Annotated in this window: 19 protein-coding genes; 8 read left to right on the top strand and 11 right to left on the bottom strand. The window is 42.6% G+C overall.

Annotated features, from left to right (window positions below):
- Window positions 1–132: 132 nt before the first annotated feature.
- The 6 genes from L3V23_RS17515 (at window position 133) to L3V23_RS17490 (ending at window position 6,308) form a co-directional block, all read left to right on the top strand.
- On the top strand, window positions 133–1,674 hold the full coding sequence (locus L3V23_RS17515) for a virulence factor TspB C-terminal domain-related protein (RefSeq protein ID WP_237292667.1): 1,542 nt from the start codon (window positions 133–135) through the stop codon (window positions 1,672–1,674).
- A 1-nt stretch (window position 1,675) separates the two neighbouring features.
- Window positions 1,676–2,005, top strand: coding sequence for a DUF2523 domain-containing protein (locus tag L3V23_RS17510; RefSeq protein ID WP_042487053.1), 330 nt, complete (start codon window positions 1,676–1,678; stop codon window positions 2,003–2,005).
- Window positions 2,006–2,017: 12 nt separating this feature from the next.
- Complete coding sequence (locus L3V23_RS17505; protein ID WP_237292666.1) at window positions 2,018–3,346, top strand: zonular occludens toxin domain-containing protein; 1,329 nt, start codon at window positions 2,018–2,020, stop codon at window positions 3,344–3,346.
- A complete protein-coding gene (locus tag L3V23_RS17500; protein ID WP_237292665.1) occupies window positions 3,346–4,533 on the top strand; it encodes a hypothetical protein in 1,188 nt (395 codons plus the stop codon). The genes L3V23_RS17505 and L3V23_RS17500 overlap by 1 nt, the downstream gene beginning before the upstream one ends.
- A gap of 124 nt (window positions 4,534–4,657) precedes the next feature.
- Complete coding sequence (locus L3V23_RS17495; RefSeq protein WP_237292663.1) at window positions 4,658–5,755, top strand: hypothetical protein; 1,098 nt, start codon at window positions 4,658–4,660, stop codon at window positions 5,753–5,755.
- Window positions 5,745–6,308 carry a hypothetical protein gene (locus L3V23_RS17490; protein WP_237292661.1) on the top strand — a complete coding sequence of 188 codons (564 nt, stop codon included), beginning with the start codon at window positions 5,745–5,747 and terminating at the stop codon, window positions 6,306–6,308. The genes L3V23_RS17495 and L3V23_RS17490 overlap by 11 nt, the downstream gene beginning before the upstream one ends.
- A gap of 343 nt (window positions 6,309–6,651) precedes the next feature.
- On the opposite strand, the gene L3V23_RS17485 is transcribed toward L3V23_RS17490, so the two are convergent.
- From L3V23_RS17485 to matP, 4 genes are all read right to left on the bottom strand, one after another.
- Entirely contained in the window at window positions 6,652–7,059 is a 408-nt protein-coding gene (locus tag L3V23_RS17485) for a regulator (protein ID WP_237292659.1), read from the bottom strand.
- Window positions 7,060–7,195: 136 nt separating this feature from the next.
- The gene (locus L3V23_RS17480; RefSeq protein ID WP_102942156.1) at window positions 7,196–7,567 is read right to left on the bottom strand and encodes a phage protein; all 372 of its coding nucleotides are present in this window, start codon (window positions 7,565–7,567) and stop codon (window positions 7,196–7,198) included.
- 158 nt (window positions 7,568–7,725) lie between these two features.
- On the bottom strand, window positions 7,726–8,043 hold the full coding sequence (locus tag L3V23_RS17475) for a DUF3634 family protein (protein ID WP_042482425.1): 318 nt from the start codon (window positions 8,041–8,043) through the stop codon (window positions 7,726–7,728).
- Window positions 8,044–8,053: 10 nt separating this feature from the next.
- Window positions 8,054–8,503 carry a macrodomain Ter protein MatP gene (gene matP / locus L3V23_RS17470; protein ID WP_042482429.1) on the bottom strand — a complete coding sequence of 150 codons (450 nt, stop codon included), beginning with the start codon at window positions 8,501–8,503 and terminating at the stop codon, window positions 8,054–8,056.
- A 166-nt stretch (window positions 8,504–8,669) separates the two neighbouring features.
- Here matP and L3V23_RS17465 point away from each other — a divergent pair, with 166 nt between their 5' ends.
- Window positions 8,670–10,313, top strand: coding sequence for a Lon protease family protein (locus L3V23_RS17465; protein ID WP_102966632.1), 1,644 nt, complete (start codon window positions 8,670–8,672; stop codon window positions 10,311–10,313).
- 71 nt (window positions 10,314–10,384) lie between these two features.
- Window positions 10,385–10,903, top strand: a complete 519-nt coding sequence (fabA, locus tag L3V23_RS17460) for a bifunctional 3-hydroxydecanoyl-ACP dehydratase/trans-2-decenoyl-ACP isomerase (RefSeq protein WP_042482432.1) — start codon at window positions 10,385–10,387, stop codon at window positions 10,901–10,903.
- Window positions 10,904–11,033: 130 nt separating this feature from the next.
- Here the strand turns inward: fabA and rmf are convergent, their stop codons facing one another.
- The 7 genes from rmf to pyrD all read right to left on the bottom strand — a co-directional run bounded on the left by rmf (window position 11,034) and on the right by pyrD (window position 19,555).
- Entirely contained in the window at window positions 11,034–11,207 is a 174-nt protein-coding gene (rmf, locus tag L3V23_RS17455; RefSeq protein ID WP_042482436.1) for a ribosome modulation factor, read from the bottom strand.
- 164 nt (window positions 11,208–11,371) lie between these two features.
- Window positions 11,372–13,066, bottom strand: a complete 1,695-nt coding sequence (locus L3V23_RS17450; protein WP_102966633.1) for a DUF3466 family protein — start codon at window positions 13,064–13,066, stop codon at window positions 11,372–11,374.
- 8 nt (window positions 13,067–13,074) lie between these two features.
- The gene (locus L3V23_RS17445) at window positions 13,075–14,991 is read right to left on the bottom strand and encodes an ABC transporter ATP-binding protein (RefSeq protein WP_102966574.1); all 1,917 of its coding nucleotides are present in this window, start codon (window positions 14,989–14,991) and stop codon (window positions 13,075–13,077) included.
- Window positions 14,969–15,211 (bottom strand): glutaredoxin family protein, encoded by a 243-nt coding sequence (locus L3V23_RS17440; protein WP_102966575.1) that lies wholly within the window; start codon window positions 15,209–15,211, stop codon window positions 14,969–14,971. Before L3V23_RS17440 ends, L3V23_RS17445 begins: the two co-directional genes overlap by 23 nt.
- A gap of 24 nt (window positions 15,212–15,235) precedes the next feature.
- Window positions 15,236–17,362, bottom strand: a complete 2,127-nt coding sequence (rlmKL, locus tag L3V23_RS17435) for a bifunctional 23S rRNA (guanine(2069)-N(7))-methyltransferase RlmK/23S rRNA (guanine(2445)-N(2))-methyltransferase RlmL (RefSeq protein ID WP_102955544.1) — start codon at window positions 17,360–17,362, stop codon at window positions 15,236–15,238.
- Window positions 17,363–17,821: 459 nt separating this feature from the next.
- Entirely contained in the window at window positions 17,822–18,364 is a 543-nt protein-coding gene (locus L3V23_RS17430) for a cell division protein ZapC (protein WP_042482445.1), read from the bottom strand.
- 180 nt (window positions 18,365–18,544) lie between these two features.
- The gene (gene pyrD, locus L3V23_RS17425) at window positions 18,545–19,555 is read right to left on the bottom strand and encodes a quinone-dependent dihydroorotate dehydrogenase (RefSeq protein ID WP_042482448.1); all 1,011 of its coding nucleotides are present in this window, start codon (window positions 19,553–19,555) and stop codon (window positions 18,545–18,547) included.
- Between the last annotated feature and the right edge of the window lie 39 nt (window positions 19,556–19,594).

Here is a 19,594-nt window from a genome sequence, read left to right as displayed (position 1 = left end):
TGGGCGGCGCTTATCTGTTGCTCACCATTGCGAAAAAAGCATGGGGCAAAATCGGCGGTTAAAGTCGCCTTTGCTTGCTGACTCAAGGGCTGTGTATTCAGCCCTTTTTTGATCGAACTTGAGGGTTTAAGGATGGCACGTTATGACGTTAGAAATGTATGTAATTACGGTGTTCTTATTGGGTTTATTTGTATTGCACTCTTAACCAGCGTGAATACTTATGCCAATCAATCGGCTAGATGGGTACTTGCCAGTGTTAAGCCTCTCGATTGCAGCTTCAAACCTTATGAAGACAAGTCTGTGTGTGTACAGCGTACTGATGAAGAAGCCGCTAAACGTATGGCAAATAATCCCGATGAGAACTACATCCGTGTTGGTGAAATACGCAATATTGAGGAGCGCTATGGCGGTACGCTGTTGCTGGCGTCAATAGATTATGAGCGTTGGGTATTGTCCAATGCGAGTAATGCTGAAAATTGTGCTCAAGGTGAGTATCCGAAATATCCGGCGGTACGGTGTGAGCCTCCACCGCCCACGTGTGACGATCCTAAGTTCCAAAAAGAGTTTGAGCAGGCACAATACGCTTGTCAGATTGGCAACCCTAATACGCAATTATGGACAACCGATTATCAATGGTCTTGCCAGGATGTGACCGGACAACATCCCAACATCGTTTCAAGCTGCAACTATGTGCCCAGCGACTGCATCGTTGGCTTAACGTGTGAGAAAGCACCCAAGGATGTTGCCTATTGTGACCCAAGCAAAGAGACCTGCGCCCTGCCGCCACAAACCGAAAAGACCGATGAACCTATCCCCGATTTGCCTCCCCTTGATGGGTCAAACAATGGTGCTGGTAATGGCTCAACTGGCACGGGCGCAAACGTCCCCACAGAAAACCCCAACTTCTGCGATTTGAATCCGCAGCTGTGTGAAAAGCAAAAGCCGCCACAATCACCACCTGAGCCAAATCCCACGCCGACTGAAAAGCCAGACAATACGGAACTGTCAGCCGGTGATAACGCGATTGTGAAAGAAGTGTCGCTGTCTAATCAGCATCTGGAGAACGTCAACAGCAACTTAAAAAGCCTCGGCGGTCAGCTGCTTGAACAGCTTTCGCGTGGCAATGAGTTTTCCCAGCATCAACTTGGGGTAATGCGTGAAATGCTGAAGCAACTTATCCAAGGCGATAACAGTGCGCTGATTCCCAATGACACCGGCAAAGAAGAAAAGCCCAAAGAAGAGCAAGAGAAAACCGACCCTCCGATGGCCAGCGCCGATTGTGATAAATCGATATTTGAATGTCGCGGTGATGTCATTCAATGCGCCCTGCTTAAGGTCCAGTACGACAGCACGTGCACGGTCGATGAATTCGCCCAACTTGAAGAAGCGTTTAAGGGTATCAAGTTACTCAACAATGAAGCGCTACTGGTTCAGAAAGACAGCATCGATTACTCGCGCATGAATCAAAAGTACCTCAACGGCGGTGTGTCCTTTGGTAGCGGTGCTTGCCCTGCGCCTGAGCGCATTTCGTTTCGAGCCTTTGGTGACAGTAAAACCATTGAATTTAAGTTTGATCCCGCTTGTCGCTATGCAGAGTTATTACGCCCCCTATTGATTGCCTTTGCGTGGTTAACGGGGCTGTTCATCATCGGTCGCACACAAGGAGCCGTTTAATATGCAGTATTTCATTGGATTTTTAGCCACGGTGCTGGTTCCTCTCATTCCCAGCATTGCAAAAGGTCTGGCGACCTATGTCGCGCTCTCGGTCGGGTTCTCTTTGGTGGCTTACACCGGCGTGTCGGTCGCGATGGATTCGATAGCTGATTACATACAGTCGAACATGAACGGCGTCACACCGAAACTTGCCGCGCTCATGGCGATGGCTGGCGTGGATACCTATATCAACGTGGTGCTCACCTGTGTGGTGTTCTCGTTCACGTTAAACGGGCTCATGTCGGCAACCGGCTATCGTCCTTCGTGGCGTAAACCGGTCGACCCAGCATAAGGAGCCAGCGTTATGTTGCACGGTTTCAGTGGTGGCATGGGAACAGGGAAAAGCCTTAACGCCATCAAGTTTATCATCGAGAACGACAACTTCGCCGACCGTCCTGTGTTCTATCACGGTATACGGGTGATGCTGCTCGACTACAATGTGTGTAACAGCTTTCAGGGCTGGCTCTATGGCGTGTATTTCCCAGCCAACAGTCACAACAAAGAGTTAGAAGCGAAATTGTTACGCATCGAGACTGAGCAACGTCTGGCAACCCTAGAAGATTTGCCCTATCTGGGTTTTCACTACAAGAAGCATGAGCCGTTTAAGCAGTGGCTTTACTGGTTCAAAAAGCTGGCATCCCCTAAGCGCCTCGCCTCGTTTAAAGAAGCCTTAGCCGTGCTTGAACTCGATGAAGAGTCCATCACCTACCAAGACATTGAACACCTGAACCTGTCTTGGACATCGTTTGATGATCCAACGGAGATCCACACGCTTCCTGCCGGTTCGGTGATACTGGTTGATGAAGTGCAGAACATTTGGGGCAATCGCACAGCCGGTAAAACCGTGTCCCCTGATGTGAAGTTCGTGACCACACACCGGCACAAAGGCATTGATTTGGTCTACATCTCTCAGGACTTCAAAGACGTTGACCAAATCATCCGCAGGCGTATGCAGTATTATGTCCATTATGAGTTCATCGGCGGTGATTGGCTGCATCGATACTTTCACATTGAAGGCTTTGACCCAGCCAACAAGACCGAGCTAGCCAAGGCTGAGAAAGAGAAAGTCAAACGCGATAACAAATACTATGGCGTTTATCTCAGCTCGATTAAGCACACACAAAAGGTCAAAATCGACCCGCAGTTAAAGAAAGGCATCATCGGCTTAACCGTTGGCGTGTTAGGTATCAGTGCGGCGGCGTTCTACCTCTATTCGTGGTTTCAAAAACAGGTCACACCGGCTCCCGTTGAAGTGGTTCAGAGCGAGGTTTCAACCGTTGAAAGTGCCGAAAATACGGAAGACTTAAAAATACTGGATATAAACACAGTATATATAGAAAAGTTCCTTCCGCGCTTAGATTCCCTGCCGTTCTCCGCGCCGGTGTATGACTCACTCACGCTCGATGCGAATCAATATCCTGAACTGACCTGTGTAATTGTGAGAAAGCAATGCAGCTGCTTCACCCAGCAAGGTTCAGCCTATGCCATGCAAGAGAGCGCCTGTTTTAACATTGCTCGCTATGGCTACTTTGACCCGTTTGAGACATCCAGCGAGAACCATCAACGCCGTAAAACAGCCCAAAATCGCACTAATAGTGACAATGTCACACTTAACAAAGGTGGACTCTATTAATGAAACGTATCCTTGCCCTCGCCTTGCTGTGCCTCGCTTCCCGAGCGTTTGCCTTTGAAGCTAACCTCGCCGGTAAGACGCTCAATGAGTTCTTTATTATCTCTAGCAAAGTGTTTGATAAGACCATCATCGTTGACCCGTCTGTGAACGGTGATTTAAAACTCTATCAAGCCTCGGGTGCGGCGAACTTTCGTGATGTGTGGTTCAGCGTTATGCGCGCTCATAACCTCACTTACATTGAATCGGGTTCAGTCATTCGCGTAGACAAGCGCAACAAACTGACGGGCGGTAATGAAATCGTCACGCGAACGTATAAGCTGCTCTATCTCACCGCCGATGATTTACTGGAGCCGCTCAGAAAGTCTCTGGTTGTCCAATCGTCCGTGCTCGATGTGCCAGACGTCACCAACGTAGACAGTATCATTGCTGGCTCGGCGCTGATGATTACCGCGCCCAAATCGATGCACAGTGATATTGCCGATTTTATCGATACAGTCGACAAGCCACTCAAACAAGTGAAGATACGCGCTGTGATTGTGGAAACGGTGGACGGTGACTTACGAGACTTAACCGTAAATCTCGCCGCTGGTGCCGGTGCGATTAAGACGGCGTTTGATGGTTCGGCAATTGCGTTCTTAACCGGCTCGCCTAACTTCACCACGACCAGTAATGATTTTAATGCCTTTGTGCGTTGGATTGAGTCCAACGACAAAACCGAGATATTGAGCCGCCCTGAAATCAGCATCCTGCACGGTCACAGTGGTTTGATTAGTGTTGGTCAGGAGCTGCCTATTATCACCGGCTCGTACACTACAGAGACCGATGGAAGCAGCAAACCGTTTCAAACTATCGAGCGTAAAGACGTGGGCTTATCGCTATGGGTTCAGCCTATGATTGGCTTGAATGGCGATATTAAACTCAGGGTAAAACAAGAGCTTAGTCGTGTTGATAAATCTGTAGAAGCCAGTGACATTGTTACGAGCAAGCGACAAATCGATACCGTTCTTACGGTCAAATCCGGTCAAACCATTGCACTAGGCGGCATGATGGCAAGGGATTCACAAACCGTGACCATGAAAGTGCCGGTTCTTGGAGATATTCCTTATCTTGGTGTGCTGTTTCGCTCTGAAAGTGAGAAAACAAGCAATAGAACGCTTGATGTAGTGTTATATATCGAAAAGGTTTAACTATTAGATAAGGCTTGTTCTTAATATCAAGTACCTAAGTCAATATATTTACATGTCTATATTGAATATTTATAAAGTACAAAGCACTATATAAATACTAACTACTTAAGCATCTCAGACAGTTATGGCTAAGAATAAAAAAATCAAACTAGTAAAAGAAATAAAAGTCGAGCATAAAAACAAGATACTCCATTACCGTTATGCTCAGATTAACAATTATGATGGGGACATGACACTGGCTGATATGCTAAACAAAGCATTAGCAAGTTTGTACCTTGTTAAGAACAGATACCAAATCGTAAACGAAGATTCCCACGACCCTGAGGAAGAAAATTTCAAGAAATCCAGATTGTTTATTAACAATAAAGCGGTTAGCTGGAACATCGTTTTTGGTGATCTGATGCGCTATTCTGATGGGACAAATAAATCAATAGTTACTGTAGATGACAATGCTGAACATTTAGAAGTTGAATCCATTGCCCCACCTAGAAGCGAACAAGGTCAGCGTAGAGAATTTTTAGATTCTATTCTTTATTTTGGTGCCTTTAAAAACCATCTCGCCATAATTCAATCAGCTGTCTTACGTACCTCAGAACTGGAAAAACACATCAACTGGTTACTACATCAATCAGAAGTAGTTAACAAAGATGTTTATGTTCTACTTACGTCAAAAATTCCCGAAATGGCGCAGAAAAAACTCGAAAGCTCAGACACTAAAATACTGAGAATTGGAGCGCCACTTGTCGATACTGTAGATAATAAACCTGTAGAAGAGCTACAAGAAACATACAGTGATGATAATAAATTTGATGCTAAAAAAGTACGTGTTAAACCAAGAGGTTTGGGGTTAAGCTGGTTGTTAGATGCTTTTGGTGATATGGAAAAGCTTAAAGAATATGGCATTACTGAAGAACTACTTTCTGAAGATGCCGTGAACGGCTCTAGCATCAACGTATCTCTTGAAATTTCTTACACCCGAAAAGTATCTAAGCAGTCCCAGAGCATACTTAATAGTGTATCTACAGCAATGAGGCACTCACATCCTGATGATATTTCAATTGACTATGGTAAGGTTGGACGTTTAGTTGGTCGAGAGTTAGTTCTCCATAAACGACTAAACTTAAGGTATGTAGACGGAGTAATGGACGCGCAAGATCTATATCCAAAGGTTCGAGAGTGGTTGATTGAACAAATTTCAGTAGAGGAGCTAGATGCGGAGTAAGTTTAGAGTAGTTTTAGCACTCGTTGTCTGTACGACAGTATTATTCTTAGCCCTATATCTTCTAGATGTAGAGAGCTCCGTATTGTTTAAGCAAAAACTATATTTATTAAATGCGTTATTAGTTCCGTTTATTGGAATATCAATCCATATCAAAAACAAGGCGGATGCACTTTCATCTATTAAGGGACTACGTTCAAAAGACGTAAGTAAAATAACAGGGCATTCTACTGAATTTAACCGACGAATCTGGATGCTTTGGTTTGTTTACTTCATTGCATTCTTCTGTTCGATATCTGTAACCTTATTGCCGATTTCGGCGATACAGACACATACTGCCGTTGCTTTTACTATCAGTGTATTCGTCTTGTGTTTTGTAGCTTCAATATCTCTTTATTCAACCGATCAAGCCATAAATATTTTATCGATTCATTTGCACACAAAAGCATTGAAGAACGAAGAGCGTGAAGCCGCCATTGCACTTCTGAAAGCAGATGATGATTTACCTAATGATTACAAATCTTATATAAAAAAACATACTGGCGAAGAAGAGTAAGATTTTAAGCACCTCCCCCGAAGGGATAAGGGAGCGTCTTACGCGACCGAGGCACCAAGCCCACACAAATGCTGAGTGTCTCGTGTCGTTAAATGGCGCGGAGCTTCCCTAGTCTTCTGATGGCATCATATTTCCCCCTTCCTGCCAAGCCTAACGACCTAATAATCTAAAGCGTCAAAAGTGGCTCATAGCTTTGCAGCATACTTTTAGCGGCTTTCCGTCTGACTAATAAAGCGCAATTACGATTGAGTGTGTGCTCGGAACGAGCGCACGCACAAGCGTGATGCGCTTGAAGGAAAGGCAAAACCCCCGAATCTGTATTACGGGGGTAAATTCCACCGAACTATCGGCGTTCTCTGTTTTGGGGGCTAAAATCGCTCCTCAGAACTAGAATATTTGCCAACGCTCTAGCTGTTTTCATTAAGTATAAAGAAGTCTTTCTAGTAGATTCAGATCCCTCTGTTACGAGTGCTGCACCTAAAAGGATCTGTTGAGGTGTGATAAGCAAGCCTGTAGGAAGTTCTAGCAATCCGTTTGTTATCTTGAATTGCTGCCAGCTGGCTTCTTTTGATGCATCACGTGTTCGAGACATACGCATGAGCCTTTTGCATTCGGGTGGTATGGGTCTGCCTTTGTCCCACTCTTTAACTGTTTTGATATGTTTAAAACAAAGATCTGCGGTTGCTTCAACCGTTAACCCGCACTCGAATTCTCGAAATATGTAGTTTTTTGTATGCTTTTTAGTGGTCATTATGCGCATGCCTAATTAAAAGCATGCGTTATATATGAAGAGTTTATCGACACGTTATAAAAGTCTTAGAAAACAATGATGTATTGCGAGTTATATCTCCTTGTTATCGGAGCATAACAACTCACAATACATTTATTCATGTATGGCTTTTCGATTCGACTAGCATCCGAGCTAACTCTCTTGAATAACGTATTAGCTTAGAAGTTGTTTTGAGTTCTAACTCAGATTGGATACTTAAAAGTGCTATACCTATAAGAATCTGTTGCGGTGCGACTAGCTGTCCGGTTGGAAGCTCTAGCCGATCATGAATCATGGTGAACTGTTCCCATGACTTATGATCACTGATTTGGCGCTTTTTCGCATAGCGCATTAGTCGTTTGCATTCCGGTGGAATCGTTTTTCCACTATCCCACTGTGTGACCGTTCTCGAAGTTTTGAAACACAATTCTGCTGTTTCTTCGATACTTAAATTGCACACAAACTCTCTAAATATCTTATTTTTATGCATTTCGTGACAGTTTGAAGAAATTAGTATATAAAAACTGCATACGATAAGTTATTGTTAAATAAGGTTTATTTGTCATAAACCAATATAATGCGCACTTAGATGCTGTTAAGATAAGGTGCTGAATTGGCGCCTTGTCTATTTGATTTTTAATCATTTACTTAATGACTCTTCTTGGTTTTATCACCAGAACTCTTAAATCCCTGATGCGGAAAAACGTTGCGAATTCGCTGTTGAACTTTTTTAGGAACTTGCTCTGTAAATACTAATTTCATGCCTGTACGTTGCTGATATACCTTCATTTCACCGCTGAATGGCGTTACTTCCGCAATCTCAGTGACGTTATGTTTAAAAGTTGGAGGAAAATGACCTTTTACTTTACTTAAAGTACCATCTTTAAAAGTGACTTTAAGTACAGGCCTATCAACAGCTACAAGCCAGAAAATGATTAAAGCAGCGATTAAAATTACGTACAGCATGAGTTAACTCCTAATTAGATAGCAACTTACTCAAATCTTCTTTTAAGTTTGATACAGCTTTACTGGCTTTTTCGCTTCGAGAAGCTTCACTAAGCAGATATTCAATTGCGTCTGACAACGTACATCCCAATTCATTAGCTCTAGTGGAAAGCTTTTCCCAGACTTGGTAATCAAGATCAATCGACTTTTTACGTGTATGGATTTGCTCTGCGTTAAAGTGACGCTTACGTTTTGCTCGAATGGCTTGCTTCAGCTTATTATCAAGCTCAGGTGCCATATTCTTTTCAATCCATTCCAGAACCAACGTAGGTTCATGTTCAATCGATTTCAATTTCTGTATGGCAGCATCCGCTTCACTACGATCGAGATGGCAAGTAATTGATTCACCATCTTTCCACTTCTTAATCAAATACTGCCATTTCCAACCACATTCTAGGTTTTCAAGCTGTTGATATTTCATTTGAGGCAATCCATTAAAAATCAGGGTGACAGCGTAACCCAACCCGATTTTATGTTCAAATTAATCCTGATAAAAACTAGAGGAAGATCATTCATCAAGTGTGCTATTCGAACTAGTGGTTTTTCTATATAATTCGTTGTCTCTTAACAATCAATTCAGTAATTCAATGACTCAAGATATTTGGCGCCTTGCAACTCCCCAGTACGATGAATTTCAAATTCAACTCGAACAGTACCCTAACCTACAGCCGATCTCGCTAATCGATACTCAATCTAGGTTAACAAAAGCAATCGACAGATTTCTAAACATTAGAGGATTTAGCCGTTTCTTGATTGTTAATGCCCCTGACAACTCAATATATCGCTCTTTGTTAAAAGAAAAATTAGAAAGCATGGTTGAAGGCAAGCCAGTTATTTCAACTGAATCGCTTGATATGGAAGCAATTTTAGGACAAGTAAAAGCTGAAAATGGTCATATTGTCTCTAAATCTAAGGGCCTGATATCTCAAGCTGATGGTGGCCATCTTATCGTTTCCGCTAACTTACTTTTAGCCAATCCACGTCACTGGCCTACTTTGAAATCGGCCATTCTTGGTACACCCGTTGCTCCATTTAACTGTGATCCAAAATCTATCATCGAAGAAACGCAGTACAGCCAATATGATGTCAAACTCATCGTTGTTGGTGATAGAAGTCAACTTGGTGATGTTGATTTTCTAGATGCAGATATCCACTCTGGTCTGTGTATTTACAGTGAACTAGAACTAGATGTAAAGATTGATTCAGATTCGATAACTCAATATTTATCATTTGTTAAATGGCTATGCCATTACTACGCACTTCCTCAGCTAAACATTGAAGCACTTGTAAGCTTAATGACAGCCGGCGCTAGATATACCGAAGATCAACACTATGCTCCTCTTTGCGTTATGTGGCATAGAGCTCTCTTGGAAGAAGCTGCAATAGAAGCGAATGGTGATGTAATTGAAGCTATTCATATAGAAAAAGCGATAGATGCACGTCACTACAGAGAATCTTACCTACCAGAAAGAGCTTTAGACGATATCCTCGATGGACAAGTGTTTATTGAGACTCAGGGCGAACAAGTTGGTCAAGTCAATGGATTAACCGTTGTAGATATAGCAGGCCACCCGGTGTCTTACGGAGAGCCTGCTAGAATTTCCTGTGTTATTCACTTTGGTGATGGTGACATCGCTGACGTAGAGCGTAAGGTTGAACTAGGCGGAAACTTGCACGCAAAAGGTATGATGATTATGCAAGCTTTTGTTAGCAGCGAACTCGACTTAGACGTCCCTCTTCCTTATTCAGCATCTGTAGTATTTGAGCAGTCGTATTGTGAAGTTGATGGTGACAGTGCATCGCTAGCTGAACTATGCTCATTAGTTAGTGCGCTTTCTGAATACCCTATTAATCAGCAAATTGCCGTTACTGGAGCCGTAGATCAATTTGGCCGAGTGCAAGCTGTTGGTGGTTTAAATGAAAAAATTGAAGGCTTCTACCATGTTTGCCAACACCAAGGATTTACAGGCGAGCAAGGAGTGATCCTTCCTCAAAGTAATTTGAAACATTTGGCTCTTCATAAATCTGTAGTCGAAAGTATTAAGAATGGAGAGTTTCATATTTGGCCAGTGTCGCATGTCGATGAAGTCGTTCCTCTTGTTATGGGTAAACCATTCAGAGGTGAAGATGAAGATAGCGTCATTAGCAAAATTGCAGAACGTATTGAAAATTTTGAAAAACATGTTCAGCCAGTTGGGTTTGTGGAACGTATCAAAAACTGGTTTGTTTAGTACTGATCGGAGTTGTCTGGCGTACACGTGTTCACTAACATGCACCCTATCAGAAATTGGAGTAATTGATAATGCAAAACAAACGTGACTCATATAATCGTGAAGACCTATTAGCCTCTAGCCGTGGGGAGCTATTTGGCCCAGGTTACCCTCAGTTGCCAGCACCAAACATGCTGATGATGGATCGTATTAGCAAAATGTCTGAAACTGAAGGCGAATTTGGTAAAGGTCTTATTATTGCTGAGTTAGATATCACTCCAGATTTATGGTTCTTTGACTGCCACTTCCCTGGCGATCCAGTAATGCCTGGCTGTCTAGGTCTAGATGCAATGTGGCAACTTGTGGGTTTCTTCTTAGGCTGGGTTGGCGGTAAAGGTAAAGGCCGTGCTCTTGGTGTTGGTGAAGTTAAGTTTACTGGACAGATTCTACCAACTGCGAAAAAAGTGACTTATGAAATCAACATGAAGCGTGTAGTAAATCGCAAGCTTGTAATGGGTCTTGCTGATGGTCGTGTGCTTGTTGATGGTAAAGAAATCTATGTAGCTAAAGATTTGAAAGTTGGTCTCTTCCAAGACACTTCTGCGTTTTAATTCTCAGTTATTAATTAAAGCAGCTATCGAGCTGCTTTAATTTTATCAAACACACTTAGTTATAGTGCGTTATAAATGCTAGGTACTAAAAAGCCCCTTTCGGGGCTTAAGATCCTTTAGTATGTGGGGGTTATTTATAGAGACCAGAGTTTTTATCATCTCTTGCGTCACGCCAACCGCCTAGCCAATATGAACGAGCATCACTTTGTTGGTATGGACACTCCTCAGGAGATCGTCCATTCAAACCAGCTTTATAACCTTGAGATTGTGCTCTTTCAAGGCGATCACGCTTTTGTCTCTTCATAGTGCAGTCCTCATACAGTAACTTGTGTCTTACTTACAACTATTACATTAGTGTGGATCTTTTATGACCACACCTAAAGAATCGCGCAAAATCTGACCTTTCTCAAGTCAAAAAAAAGCACAAGCTTATTTTTGTGAGCTTGTGCCTTTATTGACAAAAAATGACTATTTTCTACGGAACCAACCTAAAGTCAGAAGGATTAAACTCCACAAACCTAAACTACCGCCCGAACGTTCAGAGGTTGTTGTATCTGTAGATCGCTGGCTAATGTCACTTGAAGTGGCTCCGGCAATCGGTACAAGTTTCACTGCCACAACAGTTTCAGTTCCACTACAAGAAGCGTTGTGAGAAGTAGTACTGTATCCACCACTACACTTCAGCGCTGTACCAGAAATCACGCCTGCATCATTGATATCTGTAGCATCCACAACGCGATATTGGTTATTAGTCGACGCTGCATTGTCGCCGTTTGTTAGATCATCAAGAAACCATGCTTTATTGGCGAAGCGACTCATGCGAGTGGCATCACTACTAGCAGCATTGTACGGATATATAAATCCGCGTTTCACTCTCGGTTTCCCATCTATTTCTCGAGTGTCAGCAAAATCAAGCTGACCAACAATTTCGTTGTAGTTGTTAATTGCCCCAGCTTTACCACCAGCACCAGCAAAGAGAATTCCGCCAGTTGGATAAAATGCGTTTAATGATGAAGCTGAAACATCATTAACAATAAATAGACGGTTTGAAGCTGAACCGTTGTACGGTGTACTACCCGTCCTCTTTGCACTACCAATAGCGACTAAGTGTTTATTTACAGATGTGATCACTGAATTGGTGTGAACGGTATCAGAACCTATAACAACAGTTGCATCATTCACAACCGTAGATGACCATGCAGATTGAGTGTTGAATGTATTCGAGCCTAGATCTAATTTAAAGACCGTAGCATTCATATAGTTGTTGCTGGAGTCATATGCATTGAAGCCCACACCGTAAATAACGTTATCAACAATAACGAAATCACGCATACTTCCTTCAGCAATATTATTTGAAGATGCTAAAGCGGTGCCACTTACCCACGGAATTTCTACCGCTGTACCGGTGCTATTTTCCCAAAGAGCTGGATGAGATGAGTAGAATGTACCGTTGTCGGCAGTTGCTTGTTCTTTTGATACGCTTCCCGCAGTATATGTACCGTCAGATTTCCAAGCTCTGGTTTGGAAATAGCCTGAAGGTACCTTATCTTCGGTACGAGCAGTTACTGAATTTCGGCGAAAATTAGTAACGTTAGCAAAACCTGAGTCAATGCCAATCGCTTTTCCAGAATCTGAAATACTATTGATAACTACGTTAGCAGACTCATAGACCTCATCACTAGTCGTTGATGCTCCGATAAAACCAATCGAATTTGGTGTAGCATTCCCATTCAGTTCAGCAGACCAGATATTCCAACGAACGCTTGCCCACTGGTTACAAGTTGAATAGCCTAGCTGAGCTTTACAATAGTTTTCGAAATCATCATAGGTATTGATTAAGTTAAACTGACGGTTCATCGCGAACGGCGCTTCTTCTCTAAAGCTTAAACCATCAACTTCTGAACCTGAGTTCATCTCTGCTAAACGAGTTTCTCCACCCAGAATATAGCTGTCACATGACTTGGAACCCGCAACACTACTTACAAAGCAGTTATCACTTGCACCAGTGGTGGTTGCAGGCTCAATAGCGACACCATAAGCACTTTTATAGCTGTTAGTAGTACTTGGCGTTACTTCTACGACGTTATAAAGCGCAGCAGACACCTGTGTGGTAGCAAGAATAGCTGAGCTCACAAGGCTCAGCTTAAACAATTTTCTATTCATAAAATCCATTAACTATCCTGTTGCATTGCTTCGAGCTCTTCCCAACGCTCAAATGCAATTTCAAGCTCCTGCTCTTTAGCAGTTAACTTGTCTAAAATTGGTTGTGTCACATCTACAGACTGACTAAAAAAATCTGCATCGTTGACTTGCTCTTGCATTGATTCTATTTCAGCTTCTAATTCTTCGAGTTTTTGCGGCAGAGTTTCTAATTCACGCTGCAGTTTATAAGATAACTTCTTAGACTTAGGCTTCGCAGGCTCCGATTTGGGAGCTGGCTCAACCGATTTTTCTTGTTTGACGGCGTTTTCGACACTACGCGATTGCAGTACTTGAGAGCGCTGTTGCTGAGCATCGTGATAGCCACCGACAAACTCTTCTATTTTCCCGTTACCTTCAAAAATCCAACTCGTCGTCACTGTATTGTCTACAAACTCACGGTCGTGGCTGACTAACAATAAAGTACCTTGATAATTGGCAAGCAAATCTTCCAAAAGTTCCAAAGTTTCGATATCTAAATCGTTGGTTGGTTCATCTAGAACCAATAAATTGTTGGATCTTAGGAACAAACGAGCGAGCAGAAGTCTGTTTTTCTCACCGCCTGACAGTGCTTTTACTGGTGTTCTTGCGCGTTTAGGAGCGAATAAGAAATCTTGAAGATAGCTCAACGCGTGGCGTTGACGACCACCTACAGTCACTTCTTGTTTACCATCAGCAAGGTTGTCTATCACCGTTTTTTCAGGATCTAAAACTTCACGATATTGATCGAAATAAGCAACTTCCAGCTTAGTACCACAGTGCAAACGACCACTGTCCGCCTCCAACTGACCCAAAAGAAGCTTCAGCAGTGTACTCTTACCACAACCATTCGGACCAATTAGTGCAATGCGATCGCCGCGCATAATATTGAAGCTAAAGTTATTAACGAGGCGTTTGCCATCAATGGCATAACTTAAGTTCTCTGCTTCAAATACAATCTTTCCTGAGCGAGCAGCATCATCGATTTGCAGGTTAACTTTGCCCTGCACTTCACGTCTTTCACTACGCTCCTGACGAAGCTTTTTCAGTGCTCTTACTCGACCTTCGTTGCGCGTACGACGAGCCTTAATACCCTGACGAATCCAGACCTCTTCTTGAGCCAATTTTTTGTCAAATTCAGCGTTTTGCAGCTCTTCTACTCGCAGTAACTCTTCTTTCTCATTGAGATAATTTTCATAGTCGCCCGGGAAAGAGTTCAATTGACCACGATCTAAGTCTACGATGCGAGTCGCCATAGATTTAATGAATGAACGGTCGTGAGAAATAAAGATAATTGAGCCACGGAAGTCCTTTAAGAACCCTTCCAGCCATTCAATGGTCGTAACATCTAGGTGGTTGGTTGGCTCATCAAGAAGCAATACATCGGGGTCACACACCAAGGCGCGAGCCAAAGCTGCTTTACGCTGCCAACCACCAGATAGATCAGTAAGTTTTGTATGACCATCAAGCTTCAAAGAGCCCAAAACGTTCTGAATTCTGTCTTCGAAACGCCAAGCGCCTGCGTGTTCCAACTGCTCTTGCACGTTAGAAAGCTTCTTGATATTGGACTCAGATGGGTCAACGGCAACGAGATCGAGCAGATCGTTATAGATCCTTAATTGCTCACCGACTTCTTGTAGTCCACCAGCAACATAATCAAAAACCGTTCCTTCCTGATTACGAGGAGGGTCTTGCTCTAAACGAGAGACAACAACATCTTGCATCACTTGCATTTTGCCATCATCTAACAGGATTTCGCCTGCGATGATTTTCATTAACGTCGACTTACCAGCGCCGTTTCGTCCAACCAAACACACTCGCTCGTTTTCTTGTAATGCAAAATCTGCGTGATCGAGTAAAGGGTGATCACCAAAAGCCAGTAAACCGTTATGAATGGTAATTAATGCCATTATTTTTTAACCACTGAGTTAATTCTGAAAAATCAAAAGGCCAGTTAAGCTCTGAACCTTGATATGAGACAACAGGTATAGTTACCCCGTAACGAGAAAACAGTTCATCGTCGAATGCAATGTCAATCACTTCAACTTGAGAAGCGACATTTGCTTGATTTAGTAAAGCGAAGGCCATCTCGCATAGATGACAGCCCTCTGTACTATATAAAGTGATCACTCAACCTTCCCTATTAATTATTCACTAGAGTTGCTTATGAGTAACAATCCAACAGTTATGGATATGCTTATTGCGCTCGAAATCGAGCGGAAGCGTTTGTGCTGAAATATTTTTCGCTTCCAAGCCCAAGTTAGCTAGCTCTTCTATATCCATCTTAAAATGACGCTTATTATTCGAGAAAACGATAGTGCCATCTGGGCGTAGGATGCGCTTGAGGTTCTTCATTAACTGAATATGATCTCTTTGAACATCAAAAGACTGTTCCATGCGTTTTGAGTTGGAGAACGTCGGTGGATCGATAAAGATTAAATCATACTGACCCGAAGCCTGATCCAGCCACTGAAGGCAATCCGCTTGAATAAACTGATGTTGACGCCCTACTTGACCATTTAGCTTCATGTTGTCTTTAGCCCATTCAAGATAGGTATTCGACATATCAACCGTAGTAGTTGATTTTGCACCACCGCAAGCCGCGTGAACGGTGCCTGAACCTGTGTAGGCAAATAAGTTCAAGAAGTCTTTACCTTGAGCCATCTCACCCAATTTACGACGAGTGATTTTGTGATCTAAGAAAAGACCTGTATCCAAGTAGTCGTGTAAGTTAACGATAAGTTTTACACCATACTCGCTGACTTCCATCGTTTGAGACTGCTGGCCAAACTTCTGATACTGGGACGTACCTTTTTGTTTCTCGCGAACTTTTAGAACCACATTGTTTGCGTTTGTTCCCGTCACCTGAATCGCCGCTCGAATGATGTCAGTAAGACGGCGTTTCGCCTTCTCTTCTGGAATATTCTTAGGCGCTGCGTATTCTTGGATAACAAGCTGGTCTTGATAAACGTCAATCGCTACGTTGTATTCTGGAAGATCAGCATCATAGATACGGTAACAATCTAAACCTTCTCGTTTCGCCCATTTACCAATCTTGCCAATGTTCTTCTTCAATCGATTTGAGAAATCTGGTGCAATTTGTGTTGATTGTGACTGCTGCTCATCTTCAGAACGTTCACGAGCTGAAATTGAGTAGTTCTTTTGGTGACAAGGTAACGCACCGTTGTTCAGCTTGTATTGTTTCTCAGCGCGCATACGCAAACAACTTAGCAGTTCGTCTGAACTAGAGAAAATAGACGCCTGACAACCACCGAACTCTGATTTCAGCTGAGCACCAAATGCAGTGTAAAGCGCAATCAGACCAGGATGAGTTCCCAAACGTTCACCATATGGCGGGTTACATATAATAACGCCATTCTCAAAGCCTTGTGGCTTCTTAAGCAGAGAAGCATCACCAAGCTCGAATTGAATCAAGTTTTCTACACCAGCTCGCCTAGCGTTATCTTTAGCTGTTTTCAGTACACGACTATCATTATCTAGGCCAAAGAACTTAGTGTCAGTTTTATTGACACCCCTTTTTGCTTGAACACTCGCTTCAGATTTCACCTCTGCCCATAGCTCTGGTTCAAAATCTTCAAGTGACTCAAAGCCCCATTTCTCGCGCTTAAGTCCAGGTGCGATATTTGCAGCCATCATTGCAGCTTCAATCAATAGAGTTCCCGAGCCACACATAGGGTCTAGCAATGGCTTAGAGGCATCCCAACCACTACGTAGAATGATTGCTGCAGCCAAAGTTTCTCGAAGTGGCGCTCGACCAGATTCCGGTCTGTAACCTCGGACATGTAAGCCACCACCAACCATATCGATACCCAGCAGCGCTTTATCATTATGTAAACGAACATGAATGCGAAGATCTGCATGATCTTTACTGATCGAAGGGCGTGGGAGATTTTTCTTTTCAAAACAATCAACTACGGCGTCTTTAACTTTCATTGCACCGTATTGACTGTTACGGATCTCTCGGTTTGTACCGTTGAAGTCAACAACAAACTTTTTAGAGCTGTGAAAATGATTGACCCAATTCACTGACGTTGCCGAAAGGTACAAGTCCATATCATTTTGACAATTGAATTCTGTAATAACACGTACAAATCGTGAAGCAAGTCGGCTCCATAAACAACAACGGTAAATTTGCTCATTTGACGCCTTGAATTTCACCCCTGCTTGTACAGGTTTGGCGTCTGAAATCCCTAATTTTGTTAATTCTTCTACTAATAGGTTCTCAAGACCGTTTGAGGTTACCGCTAGATACTGATTCATACTGTTCTTTAGCTAATAAAAATGGTGTCAGATTATAACTGACAATGGACAGCTTGCCCAAATCTAAACACCCCAAATCCATAAAAACACAAAACATCCTTTCTATTACCCAAAAAACCGCCGGATAAATCATCACTAAGGCTAAAGCTAATAATTTAAGGGCTCATAGCGATAGTGAGTATTTATTCACCCTCAAATTGGACTATACCAGATGCATTTTTACACTGTAAATTAGTTACAAAATTAGCTAAAACAGGAATTTTTAGATGAGTTGGGGGTGAGATTTGTGCGATTTGGATGTCACATTTGAAGGAAAATAAATGTAATTAATTTGTCAGAATCAAAAATGAGATAGCAGTAACGGATGTTACCCTACCTGTCGATGGCAAATTTGAGGCAAAAAAAATCGGCTTTACGCCGATAGGAAATGAAACAAAGGAACGAAAATACTAGGGAAAGTTAACCTACCATCGCCATAGGCTGAGGTAGCAAAATTTGATTTGCTGAAGCCATTCGATCATGCATGACTTTAATAACCTGTCCAAAGCGCAATTGCTTTGAACCGTTTAGAGCAAAATCTTCAAGGTCAACGAGTGCACAAAGACTTGCACTGTCGCCCACTTCTAAGACGATAAAATAGCCTTGGCCATTACTGTTAACCAAGCTGACAACTTCACCCTCTTCTGGAGAATAACCACTGCTTTGATAGTCGAAGAACCAGCTCTTAGGTTGAACTGGCTTATGGAAGCGTTTAGCGGCTACACAATATAGAACTAATTCTACTTTGCGCGGCTCACTGAGATTTAAGCAATCAATACGCTCCTTATATGTTTGATAGTCGGAAGCGTCATCAACGGTAAATTGATTAGATGCAAAAGCGCAATCTACTAATAGATTGCTGCTAAGGTTGGTGCGAAACACCATATCCTCACCCAGTTCTAGCATCAGATAGCCTTCACTATCTGAGTAGTACCAATTCCATTTGTCACTCGGTTTAAGCATTGTCCTGACTCTCTATATATTTTTTATCAGACTATTTAGGTAAAACGCTTAATTACCCTTGCCAACTAACTGAAGTTCATTCTAAGAGAGGAAAAACAAAAAAAAAGAGGAAATGATTTGCTCATTCCCTCTCTACATTACCTTGTCACTTTTGCGTAAATCTATACACCGCAAGACAAATTAGATGTTTTTTACTATGTCCGCTACCAAACCTGGTCCTTGGTAAATGAAGCCGCTGTAAACTTGAACAAGTTTTGCACCAGCCAACAATTTTTCTTTAGCGGCAACATATGAATCAATACCACCAACACCAATAATCGGAATTTGATCGCCTAGCTCACGGTATAAACATTTGATCACTTCAGTGCTGCGAGATTGAAGTGGTTTACCACTTAGCCCACCCGCTTCATTGCCGTGCTTCATACCTTCAACCAAAGAACGATCCAAAGTAGTGTTAGTTGCAATGACACCATCGATTTGGTTCTTAAGTAATGATGCACAAATTTGCTTAATTTCGTCATCACTCAGATCTGGTGCAATTTTAAGAGCTAAAGGAACATACTTATCATGCTTGCTAGCAAGTTCAGCTTGTTTTTCCTTCAGCGCTGCTAATAGTTCATCGAGTGCTTCACCGTACTGTAAAGTGCGCAGTCCAGGAGTATTTGGCGATGAGATGTTTACAGCAATATAACCAGCATACTGATAAACCTTCTCCATACAGATCAAATAGTCATCCGCACCCTTTTCGATTGGTGTGTCTTTATTTTTACCGATATTGATACCGATAATCCCGTCGTAATTGGCTTTCTTTACATTCTCAACTAGGTTATCAACGCCTAGGTTATTAAAACCCATACGGTTGATGATCCCTTCTGCTGGAATTATACGGAAAAGACGTGGTTTGTCGTTTCCGGATTGAGGACGAGGAGTTACTGTCCCTACTTCTACAAATCCGAAACCCATAGCACCAAATGCATCAATACATTCGCCATTTTTATCAAGACCAGCCGCAAGGCCAACAGGGTTTTTGAATGTTAATCCCATACATTCAACTGGTCGATTAGGGAGATGTTGACGATAGAAGAGATCAAGAGGAGTGCCGGTAAAACGTTTGAAGTTTTGGATGGCAAGATCATGCGCCTTTTCAGCATCCAATTTGAAAAAGCCAGTTCTGGCTAAGCGGTAGAGCATTGTGCCTCCGATAGAAAAAAGCCCCGATTAAACGGGGCG

It is taken from the genome of Vibrio sp. A1-b2, assembly GCF_021726015.1.
Classification (GTDB): Bacteria; Pseudomonadota; Gammaproteobacteria; order Enterobacterales; family Vibrionaceae; genus Vibrio; species Vibrio diazotrophicus.
This window is presented reverse-complemented; position numbering and strand designations above follow the sequence as displayed.